General features: G+C 56.8%; 9 protein-coding genes and 1 pseudogene. 1 reads left to right on the plus strand and 9 read right to left on the minus strand.

Annotation, left to right across the window (positions count from 1 at the left end; all coding sequences use genetic code 11):
• Window positions 1-2: 2 nt before the first annotated feature.
• The 8 genes and pseudogenes from cmr5 to HUU60_05340 all read right to left on the minus strand — a co-directional run bounded on the left by cmr5 (window position 3) and on the right by HUU60_05340 (window position 7,509).
• Window positions 3-431 carry a type III-B CRISPR module-associated protein Cmr5 gene (cmr5, locus tag HUU60_05305; GenBank protein ID NUL82129.1) on the minus strand — a complete coding sequence of 143 codons (429 nt, stop codon included), beginning with the start codon at window positions 429-431 and terminating at the stop codon, window positions 3-5.
• Entirely contained in the window at window positions 428-1,285 is an 858-nt protein-coding gene (gene cmr4, locus HUU60_05310) for a type III-B CRISPR module RAMP protein Cmr4 (protein NUL82130.1), read from the minus strand. The genes cmr5 and cmr4 overlap by 4 nt, the downstream gene beginning before the upstream one ends.
• On the minus strand, window positions 1,278-2,393 hold the full coding sequence (gene cmr3 / locus HUU60_05315) for a type III-B CRISPR module-associated protein Cmr3 (GenBank protein ID NUL82131.1): 1,116 nt from the start codon (window positions 2,391-2,393) through the stop codon (window positions 1,278-1,280). Before cmr3 ends, cmr4 begins: the two co-directional genes overlap by 8 nt.
• Complete coding sequence (gene cas10 / locus HUU60_05320; protein ID NUL82132.1) at window positions 2,390-4,051, minus strand: type III-B CRISPR-associated protein Cas10/Cmr2; 1,662 nt, start codon at window positions 4,049-4,051, stop codon at window positions 2,390-2,392. Before cas10 ends, cmr3 begins: the two co-directional genes overlap by 4 nt.
• Entirely contained in the window at window positions 4,048-5,322 is a 1,275-nt protein-coding gene (gene cmr1, locus HUU60_05325; protein ID NUL82133.1) for a type III-B CRISPR module RAMP protein Cmr1, read from the minus strand. The genes cas10 and cmr1 overlap by 4 nt, the downstream gene beginning before the upstream one ends.
• Before the next feature lie 66 nt (window positions 5,323-5,388).
• Window positions 5,389-5,697, minus strand: a complete 309-nt coding sequence (locus HUU60_05330; protein NUL82134.1) for a nucleotidyltransferase domain-containing protein — start codon at window positions 5,695-5,697, stop codon at window positions 5,389-5,391.
• Window positions 5,694-6,019 (minus strand): annotated as a pseudogene (locus tag HUU60_05335) (nucleotidyltransferase). The gene HUU60_05330 and the pseudogene HUU60_05335 overlap by 4 nt, the downstream one beginning before the upstream one ends.
• Before the next feature lie 14 nt (window positions 6,020-6,033).
• The gene (locus tag HUU60_05340) at window positions 6,034-7,509 is read right to left on the minus strand and encodes an FAD-dependent oxidoreductase (protein ID NUL82135.1); all 1,476 of its coding nucleotides are present in this window, start codon (window positions 7,507-7,509) and stop codon (window positions 6,034-6,036) included.
• 124 nt (window positions 7,510-7,633) lie between these two features.
• On the opposite strand from HUU60_05340, the gene HUU60_05345 reads away from it, so the two are divergent.
• Entirely contained in the window at window positions 7,634-8,593 is a 960-nt protein-coding gene (locus HUU60_05345) for a hypothetical protein (protein ID NUL82136.1), read from the plus strand.
• Between the two features lie 261 nt (window positions 8,594-8,854).
• On the opposite strand, the gene HUU60_05350 is transcribed toward HUU60_05345, so the two are convergent.
• Window positions 8,855-9,182 (minus strand): hypothetical protein (locus HUU60_05350; GenBank protein NUL82137.1); only part of this gene is annotated, 328 nt, incomplete at its 5' end.

The following is a 9,182-nucleotide window of genomic DNA, read 5'->3' on the forward strand; positions in this document are numbered from 1 at the left end:
CGCTACGTCTCGCCTGCGTCACTTTGTGCCTCCTGCGCGTTCTTGACCTTGAGAATGGAAACGGCGAATCGTTTGAAGTAGATCCAGACGGAGAGAATTCGGCGGGTGTAGTGAAGGTAGTCGAGCGCAGAGCCTCCGCGCACGGTCGCCATAAGCGATCCGCGATCTTCCTTACTCATTATCTTTGCGATGTGGTCCAAGAGGAGTCTGTGGGCGTCGGCGCGCTCGTCCTCGCTCTTTTCTGTTGTCGCCTTGTCTTCCAAGAATGCCAACGCCTGGCAGAGACCGCAAGTACGAACGAGAACCGGGAAGCTGTGGCAGAGCCCGCCGTAGATTTTGCGCGGTTTGTCATCTTGGTTTGGATACTTCTCGGCAACCTGCTGAACCAGTTTTAGCGCGAGTTCCATATCTTGCTGGGCGCGGGTCTTCATTTAATCACCACCCGGCAGAGGCCGCGCCCGACCGTGGCATTGCCGCCGATTTGGATGGGTTTGTTGACTTGGAGCTGATGCAGGCCATGCTGATCGCTAGGTTGTCCTTGGACTAGCAAGCCATAGAAGATCGTTTCGGCCGGTACGGCCTCCTCGTACCAAAGTTGGCCCTTTTTTACCGTCTTGGTGTCTGTTTCGAGCGATACTCTTGCAGAGATTTCCGTCGCCGTCTCGCTGAGGAAGTCGAACGTCGCGTTTGAGACGATGGCGAATCGACTGATGAAGTCGGCCTCCTCAATCTCTTTGTCAAACACGGCGTTCCCAATTGCTTTTGCTACCGCGTCTGAGCCTGTACCGAACGGAATCAGGTCGAGGTCTTCGAGATAGACTTTGTTGTCGGTGTGTTTGAGCACGGAGTTGGCAGTGAGAGCCGCGCGCATTTGGTCGTTGCCGTCTTGAACGTTCGGCCAGTCGCTAAACGGCGCGGTTGCGCCCAAGGCGTCTAAGTCGCGCTTCATCCGCGTCAAGATCAAAGGGCAAGTTACATAGGCGAATGTGCCGTAGAAGCTTCGGACCGGCAGGCACAGGATTCGAAGATCGGTAAAGGTGATGGCGCCGCCTTGGCCTTGGTCTTTGTCGTCGCCTTCTCTAGGCGCCCTTCCAAACGCCCAATCGCACCAAGATTCTCCGTTGAAATGGTCGCGCAGGACTCCTTTGAAACTGGATGCCGGAATGATGGGGAAGCCCGTCGCTTTTTCTCGGGCGATGGGCAGGTCGATAACGGCGACGGCTTGGCCCGTGCCCGAATGCACCGGCGTCAAAGCATGGCAGTAGACAATCTTTGCATTAATCATTGCTATCTCCTTCCGCGTAGTTCCATACTCCCCACAAGGCTAATCCGTAGCCGTCGCGCTTGTCCTGGTCATCGTCGCTTACGGGCTTGAGCCAGAGCTTCTTGGCAAGTTCGAGCGCGCTTCCGTTTTCGATTTTGAGAAAGTAGACGGAGCCGGCCGGCGCCATCCATTTGACTTTTTTGGGGCCAAACTCTTTTTGGACCAAGTTCCAACCTGTGGCCGAGTGGCGGCGGGGCACGGCGGCAGAGACGATTTTGACTGGGATTCCTTCGATCCCTGTCTTTACCCACTCTGGCAGCCAGCCGTGCTGAAAGACTGCCGGCGTCGCCAGTATTAGTCTTAGGTTCTGGGTATTGCACAGAGCCTCCTCCAATTCTTGTGGAAACGCGGGCCACTCTGCGTTCTCTTGGATGGTCGCAAGCCTTCTTTCGCCGCCTAGGTTGCCGCCGCCTTTCAGAGCTTGGTCTGTTGCGACCTTGGCGACAAGGGTCCAATCCTCGTGCCCGTTTCCGTTCCAATCGTACGATTCGAACGCGCGGCGCTCGACCGTAAAGAACGCGCCCTCCTTGGCGACGCCATTTTCGATCGCGATGCGGACGCGCTCTTCGGTTGGGAGGCCGACTATCTTTTCTGGAACAAGGAAGTTTGCTCCATGCGAATGACAGAGCCATTGGAGCATATCGCTGTGCGACCAGAAGTTGTAGTCGGTCTGGGGCTTTTCGTTGTCGGTTACTTCCAGCGGCAGAAGGCCGTTGGGCAGGTTCATGCCTTCGCCTGGCGCCAGTTCCTTTGGGCGCAGGCACATGACTTTTGGTTCTTGCTCGCCATCCTTTTTGAAGATAACGGCATCGGCCGGGGCCTTAAAGGCGAACTGACCGTTTCGCTTCAGTATCGGTCCGTGGACGGCTACTTGGAGCGCCTTTTCTTTGCCGTCTGCCGCCCAATCCCATCCTGCTTGGTTGCCGACTTGAGTTCGGACGAAACCGGCCAATGTGCCTGGGTTGGGCACAGGCAGGCTCCGGGCGGCCAGGGCGCCGTGCTCGTTTCCAAACGGCCGTCCGTCGCCAAAGAGCAGGGGATCGACGGCTCTTGTCTCAACTGTCTTCATTTGACCTTCCATTGGTAGTACTCAGCCAGGAATCGCGCAATGATGAGGAGTTTTGAGAATGTTTCAAGCGTTTCGGCATCATTGAACCACTTGTCCTCTAGGAGCGTCGACTGGCCGCCTTCTTTTCGTTCGATGATGCGCTTGCCTTCTTCGAGCAGGACAGTTTTGTTGGAGCCAAGAGCGGTGTCTTTGGCTTCTCGGGTCAGATTGCGGAGCTCGTAGGGAAAGCCTCTGGCGAGTTCTTTTTTGCTCGGGTCGAAGGCTTGGATCCATTTGGTCCAGGCTGACAGATCGTCCCATTTGGTGGCGACGGTATGGGCCTCGCCGCCGCGGGTGTGCAGGGCGATGGCGACCGAGTCGCGTTCCTTCTTGGCCTCTTTTTCGGTTTTTCTGGCCCATTCCAGACAAACATGAAGATTCTCCATGTGATGGACGATGGCGATGCCGGCCGACATTGTGCAGCCGGTCGCTTTGAAGCTCTCCCGAAGTTCGTTTGCGCAATCGAGCGCGGTGTTGATAGGGAGCAATGCGAGCACGTCGTCGCCACCGGCATAGACGGTGAAGCCGTGGTGTTTGTCGACAATGCCAGAAACGCCGTTTGCAAACGCGGCGATCTTGTTGGAGAATTCCTGATGCTCTTCGACGCGACCCATCTCGCTGATGCGTTTGCCCATTCGGTCCCCATCGGCGACGAGGATGGCGTAGTAGGGCGGGCATTCGCCTTTGATGCCGACGGCGCTCAGAAGCGCCTTGCGCCAATTAGCCAATGTGTGGTCTTTATGATAGGATAGCAGAGTCCGAGCACGATCGAGCGCTTCGTTCGGCATTATGTCGACTTTTTCTTCCAACTCTTTTATCGCCTGATCGGTGCGACTGGGGAACATGAGATCGCCCAAGTCGATCCCAGCTGGCAGGTCGTGGGCAAGGTTGCTCATTTGGTCGAGTTCTGGCGGCTTGATTTGATCGAGCTTGGGTTTAATGCTCCTAAACGCCATCGATGCGGTGGAGGGGGCGGAGTCTGAGGCGCGTCCTTTCCACCGCTTTAAGACCGAGATCGCGTCGAGCGTCTCGCGGGGCTTGAGCCATAGAGGATAACCTAAAGCGCTATCCACCAGGCGAAACCCTGCGCCGACTTTGAAGATACCGTCTCGAGACGGATCGAGCGGGCTTTTGGGAACGCGCTCGTTGCTGGTGGGCAGGGCGAATTCTCTTGTCGCCTTGCGCCCGGCCAGGAGTTTTTCGACGCGCTCGCGGTCGGTTTTGTAGTCGCCCGATTCTTGGACCCAGGCGGCGTAGAACTCGAGGAAGTTGTTCAGTTGATCGTCTGCGACAGATTCATCGCGGATGGCGCTCTTGACTCTGTTCATGGCCTTGTCTTCCATCATGGACGACCATTGATTCTGAACTGTCTTTAGCGCAGCTTCGCGAAGCTGAGCGACCAGCGCTTGCGGGTCGCCATCCACTTTGCAGAGGATTTTGTTGGGCGGTTCATCGTCCTTTGATGAAGGGAAGATCAGGCCATTGTTGGGAAGCAAGTCAACCACTGCCTTTGCCACATCGACCAGGAGTTGAGAGCCGGCCTTGAGGTCGGCGGTTTTGCGCCCTGCCGCAATGAAGTCCTGAACAGGACCGATCGAGATTGCCAGGAGGTGGGTCACAATGAGACGACCTCGGTGCCGACGTGTCCCTTTGCGGCAACAATCACAGCGTCGTAAACATCCTGGGCCAAGAGTTCTTTGTCGTAAACATCCTGGGCGAAGAGTTCTTTCATGACTGGGTCCTCTTTAGCGGGCGGCAGGAGGTCAACTAAATCATCTTTTATCTTAACTTTGTCTATCTTGTGGGCCTTAAGAACCGCGACCATTGGAAGAAAATGGCCGTTTGATAGGGCAAGCGGCTTCACAATAATGGGCGAGGCCATGCGGCCAGACTCGCCAGCTTCGACATTTCCATGAAACTTGCCATCCTTAAAGTCCTGGAAGATGATGGGCAAACCCAAGTAAGGCTTGGCCAACGAGATGGCCGAACCGCGTCGGTGGGCGTCTAAATTGTCATAGTCGTTCCACTTTGATCCGCTCATTGGCGAGTACTCGATTCTCCCTACTTGTCCTTTTCGGAACCTTGCCCAAAATGTGCCGAGGCTTGACCATAACTGCTTGGCATCCTGTGGGCTCCCGCCCAGAACGATTCTGCCTCCGGTCAGAGTGGGCAGATTCTCAAGCGTGTCGCCAGGAGAAACCAACGACTTGAACCACTTCTCGCGCGCCGAAGCGTCCGGCGGTGGAAGCCACGTCTTGGAATTGTCCTCCGTTACTTGAAGCGCGCCGCATCCTCGTCGAGTACGGGCGCCGACGCCTCCGAAGGCGATCCACGCTTTGACGGCGTTCTCGATCTGTTGCTGGGTCTGTTCATCTAACTCAGCGTCCATACAGAGGCTCAGTTCAAACTGAACCCCGATCCTGCAGTAGGCTTCCGGCGCTGGGTTGTCGCCGCGCTGCTCTTGAAAGGGGAAGGTGAAGTAGCCCTCGCGCGGTCCCTCTCGCGGAGTACTTCTTGGAACGACTTCGCTCAGTTTTCTTTTGCTGCCCTGGTCGGTCAGTTTAACACGGACGCCCACTTTTGAAGGGCCGCCCTTGGGCGGATCGTCCTCTTTCTTCTTAGTCTCCGTGGCACTGCCCCAAATGCGCCACTCGGCCTCGTACATCTCTTCAGCGGTCTTGAACTTAGCCCCGGCCGTCGCGCGCCACCAGTATCGCAGTTGGCCCCGTATCGCCGCTGGGCGAATGACGTTCAGGTCGTCAATCTCCCTCGCCTGATAGCCGCCGCCAAACAGGGGGGTGACGACCTTTAACTTTAACGACAAAGAATGAGTGTCTCGCGCAGGCTCGCTCCAAACCGGAGCCGTGATTGTACTTTGTCTAACGCCCATAGTCATCTCCCTCTTGCCTCTTTGTTAGATATTGCGCGAAGTATTGAGAATAATTCGAAGGCTCTATTAAGACTCCTGTAAGTCGATGCGGGCCTTTTCAATGCGACGTCTGAATCTTGCGGGCAACTCGTCCCACACGTGCAAATCCACTCTAAAGGGCAAGTTGCTTTCTTCTAAGGCTTCCCGCAGGTCTCCGACGGCTCTGCGCTGATCGGGCGTGGAAAAGACAACTAGATCAAGGTCAGAGTTCGCTCTTGCTGTTCCTTCTGCACGGGAGCCGAAAGCCCAAACCCGCGTGCCAGGCAGGTGCGCTTCCAGCAAGCGCGCCAAGATTTCCCATTGGGACTGAGAAATATCGATCTTTGGTTTGGTCACCGTGATTCGCCGGTCATTTCGCGGAATAGTTGGATCGCGTCGGCCAAAAAGGCTGGCGCCGTTGCGACTCTCGCGTCCACATAATCCATCCACGACTCTATCTTGCCGCCCAGGAGGTTGTTCTCATTGGCGATTCGGAGAATCGGTCGAGGGGAGTTTGGAATGTCCGTAACGCCGTACTTCTCGACTAAATGCCGCTTGATAACAGACTCCGCGATAGCGTCCTTGTCCAGTTCTGGCAAGCCTGGGCGGTCTGCTCGGTAGTTATCCAGTTGCTCTTCCAGTCTGCCCAGCGCGACTTCAACCTACCGTAATCGGTCATCTAAAATTCCCCCGTTAGTCTACCCACCCCATTCTCACCCCTTGGGAACTCAGCAGAATCTGAAATCCCTCCAACTGCCCCTTGTCTTCGTACACCTGGCCTGGGCGCACATCGGACAAAAAGCAATGTGCGGCCAGGGCGCCGGATGCCTCGCCGATGTTCCATTCGACCGGGTGCAGGCGGTAACAGCCGTTGGTAATGTGCGTCGTCCCAATATTCTTGCAAGCGGGCAGTAGGTTTGTCAACCTAACGGGAATCAAAGCGCCTAAGGGGATCTGGAAAGGCAGGGCGGCAACGTCCAGATAGCCCAGGATGGGCGATCGGGGATGCAGGTCGATGCGATAATGGCCGATGCCGACGCTGTCGGGGAAATGTTCAGCCGAATTACGGTCGCCTGCGATGTGCTGCTGCAACACGGTAAAGCGGGATACTATTCGTCGCGATTCGCGAATGTAGGGCGCTTGGGCGAATCCGTCCGATGTCCCAGTCAAATCGCCGCATGGACGCAGGCCGGTCATGCCCCGTTCTGTTTGCAAGTAGTAAAGCAGCGAGAGGGTCAGCTGGCGCGCGCCTTCTGATCTTTCCTTTCGGGTTTCTTCGTCCACATCGACGATCGGGCCCAGGAAGTAGTCGTTCTGCGGCCAGTTGAGGATGGTTGCCGAATGTCGGGCCGGATTCCACTGGCTTCCGTCCACAATGCGCCGGTAGTCGAAGAGCTCCATCGGTTCCCATGTTTTGGCTTGCCCAGTGATGGGATCGGCCGTCGTCATGCTAAGCAAGGGCCCCGGCCAAAAGGAGGGTTGAAAGGAGCGCCAAAAGTCGTACTGCTTTGGCTTCTCTATGGTGTGGTCGGAGGCTGGGTCATATTGCACCGCCATGCACCAGGTGATTGCTTGCTGAGCGGTCGGGTCGGCGGTTTCCAGCGCATTTGGTTCGCCGGTTTCGGATCGCGCCTCTGCGCCGACTCGATATTCGGCGCCGACCATGGGCAACAGATCGCCTGTCTCGGTGGCGTCCAAGATGTAGTCCGCCTCGATGCCGGTGATGCGCCCTTCTGCATCGATAAAGGTGATAGAAGCAACTCGATCGGCAATGGATTCAGCCTCAATTGGCAACAGACCCTTCAAGACCTTTAGAGAAGGCAAGGCGGCGAGCCAATTCTCGATAACTCGTACTCCGACCAAAGGCTCGAAGCAGAGGCGAGAGACCCATCCGCCTCCTGGGTTCATGCCATCGCCGATGTATTCCGGCATCGCGCGATAGGCGGCCCGGATCAGCGACCGGAGCTTTTGATACCGAGCCGTGCAGCCGACCGTTTCTATCCACTGATTTTCATCAGGCGGAACGGCCTGCGAGGTTAATTGTCCGCCCAGCCAATTTCCATCGGCGGCCAGCACAGTTTCAACCCCCATTTCGGCCGCTGCGATTGCGGCAGAAACCCCGCCCAAAGAGCCGCCGACAATGAGGATTTGTGTCTTCACGCCTGGCAATTATGGCAGGCGGCTACATCTTGGCAAATTTGGCATTATAATATTTGAGAGCGGCAGACGAGGATAACAAAGCCGCCCCAAAACCAAGCCCCAAGACGGGCAAAAGGAACGGAGGTTGAGCAACATGCAACACTGGAAGAAACTGGCCACATTGGCCATCGTGTCGATGTTCGTAGTTGGGTCCGAAGCCCAACTCTCTCCCTGGAAGTATCGCCAGCCGTGGACGTATCCGCTGTCCAGCAGCGAGTCGCGAGTACAGACTTGTACCGCGCCGACGCCGTTGAGCCGCATCGCGGCGGACGATTGGATCTGCACCCGAAGCGGGCCGATCACCCGCGTTTCGTGGTGGGGCAACGTCTTTCACCCCGTCCAGGGCAAGCGCCGCTATCTGGTTCAGATTCGGTTGGGATCAGCGGGCGCATGCATTCCTGGTCAGGTTGTTTACCAGACTTGTGTAACGCCGGACTACTTCAAGTGGACCGGCAAGATCGATTGCCGACAGCAGAGAGTCTACTTTTTCTCGGCCAAGTTGGTACCGCCGTTTACCCAGCAAGCGGGTACTCGATATTGGCTGACGGTTGCTGAGGACGATTCGGCGAGCATCCGCGTGGGTCTGGAAGACTTTCGTTGGTCTCACCATCAGCCGGTCAAGAACTGCCCTGCCGTTCAGTCGAACGCTGCGGGCGGTTGGACCACGCCGATCTTCGATCCGTGCAACGACATCCAGACGGATTTGGCTTTCGGCGTGCACAATCGAGGCACGATCGTTCATCTGGCGGGGCGCCATCCGAACAACTCGATCTTCCGAGTCAACTTGTATGGATCCGGAGGCGTGCAGATGGACACCCTGATGGGCGATCCGGACGATGACGGCAACATGCTGTTGGAGACCGATCTGCCCGACGGCCAATACATGGTTGAGATCGTGGGCATGTCGCTAGTCGGTTTGCGACGCGAGATTCGTCTTCAAGAAGGTATGGAGAGCATCGACAGCTTCTTCGATATCTTCTACGGCGATATCGATCAGAACCAGATGATCGACGACTCCGATCTGGCCACCGTGCTGACCAACTTTGGTCGGTAGTTGGCGCGAACCGTGCGGGCGGGCCTATTGCCCGCCCGCATAGTTCCATTGTTCCCCACCTAAACTTCCCCGCCAATCCCCAAGATCGCCTGGCAGTTTGATTCGTGCTCAGAATTGTGCTACATTTTTTTTGAAGAAGCCGTTCGCGCTTTCGATTCCTCCGCACCCGCCCTCCCAATGAGATCATGACCGCCGTCAAAGTACCGCCGCCGTCTCGGCGGCCCCTTCAGATGCCAATGCGCTCCAGGGAGGGCGAGTAGGTTAAGGCGCTGGCTCCGGGTCGTCTGGCTGCGCGGCCATCGAGGTGAAATGCGCGACCAGTTGCCCAGTCAGTTCTACAACCGGCTGCCAGTCGGGGTGATCAGCGTGCTCCTGCACGTGCGAAGTCAATTCCTTTAGATTTTCCAAGTCGATTTGAGTGAGTTCGCTGTTTTGCACGGCGATGGCGATCGCGTTGAACAGGCCTTGGGCGTATATCAGCCGGATCTCGGGCTCTTGCGACGCCTCCCAGAGCGCCTTCAGATCGTTTGTAACAGAGAGCCGCTGCTCGACCGTCATGTCGGGCTGGATCGCGTTGAACAGGCCTTTG

It is taken from the genome of Armatimonadota bacterium (genome assembly GCA_013359125.1).
Classification (GTDB): Bacteria; Armatimonadota; Fimbriimonadia; order Fimbriimonadales; family GBS-DC; genus JABWCR01.